This is a genomic window from Prevotella rectalis (genome assembly GCF_900607215.1).
GTDB classification, from domain to species: Bacteria; Bacteroidota; Bacteroidia; order Bacteroidales; family Bacteroidaceae; genus Prevotella; species Prevotella brunnea.
Genome location: NZ_LR027831.1, coordinates 1 through 1,108, shown reverse-complemented (window position 1 = coordinate 1,108; position 1,108 = coordinate 1). Strand labels below are relative to the sequence as shown.

At 35.1% G+C, this 1,108-nt stretch carries 2 protein-coding genes; both read right to left on the bottom strand.

Annotated features, from left to right (window positions below; all coding sequences use genetic code 11):
* Positions 1-83 precede the first annotated feature (83 nt).
* On the bottom strand, positions 84-575 hold the full coding sequence (locus E0E16_RS13305; protein ID WP_223177196.1) for a hypothetical protein: 492 nt from the start codon (positions 573-575) through the stop codon (positions 84-86).
* Between the two features lie 246 nt (positions 576-821).
* Positions 822-974 carry a hypothetical protein gene (locus tag E0E16_RS13300; protein ID WP_021672382.1) on the bottom strand — a complete coding sequence of 51 codons (153 nt, stop codon included), beginning with the start codon at positions 972-974 and terminating at the stop codon, positions 822-824.
* Positions 975-1,108: the final 134 nt, after the last annotated feature.

Sequence of the window (1,108 nt, the reverse complement as noted above, 5' to 3'; positions counted from 1 at the left end):
TAACAGTCATTTAAATTTGACTGCAAAGTTACGAAATCAAGTCCGTTTCATTTCAAAACACCACCTAATAGACTGTATTTCAATTAATTCAAAGAGCGATTAGCCCACCTTAACGGGACATTAGTGATGTATTTTAAATAGAATTCAGAATACGTTATTAACGCATCATCTACATAATACACATAAGGTAAAGTTTCTTTTAGAGCTAAGCAAACTTTTATATGGCTAATTACAGAGTCACCATATATTTTGTAAAGTTTCTCAGATTCTCGAGTTGTAGATAAATGTAAGGCATCCCCTTTATATTCACATGTAATACCGCCACTAGTTGATCTTCCTGCAATACCACTTTGGGTATAATGTTTAACTTGAAGTTCTTCGGTAATTTGCCCTTTAATACCATTACTCCTCAATATATTTAAGGTGTAGAAACTGGACCAAACAATAGAAAACGTACAACTTGTTACATAAAGATAATAATCTAATGCTTTAGTTATTTCAAGTGACACATAGGGTATTAAGAGTATTACCATATTCAAAGATATAAGCACAGAAGCAGAAATGTTTGTAATCATATTTGCCACTATACTTGTCATTACCTTTGCAAGATTAGACCTACCAATCTTTGTAGAGGTAAGTTTCTTAATCAATTTTGCAGTAGAGGCACTGGAAAATATTATAGAGGTTGCACCTGCTACAGCTGCGTCTATTGAAGCACCTCCCCAATCAATTTGATGTATAGCTATAATTACATTACCTCCATTGTTAATAAGTTTCTCTACAAAACTTGCACCTACAGAAATAACAACACCTAACTGCTTTTAGTATTCCTCCTTCTGTGCTTCTATGTTCTGCATCCAGGCTGCATAATCGCGCTGCCCTGCCGTTACAATGTTGCCATTGACGCCATAAACATTATAAAACTGCCCCGTGCCGATTTTAGAAGCAATGCACTTATCTCTGATAAATCCCATTTCTTTGTTATTACTGTCCGCTAAACATCCCACATTTTTTATGAATTAGGGCTGACACTTCTCACGAGGTATCAGCCCTTTTTGTTATCTTTGCTTTTGTTTCCAAACTCAGATAACATGGGCAAAAGTACACA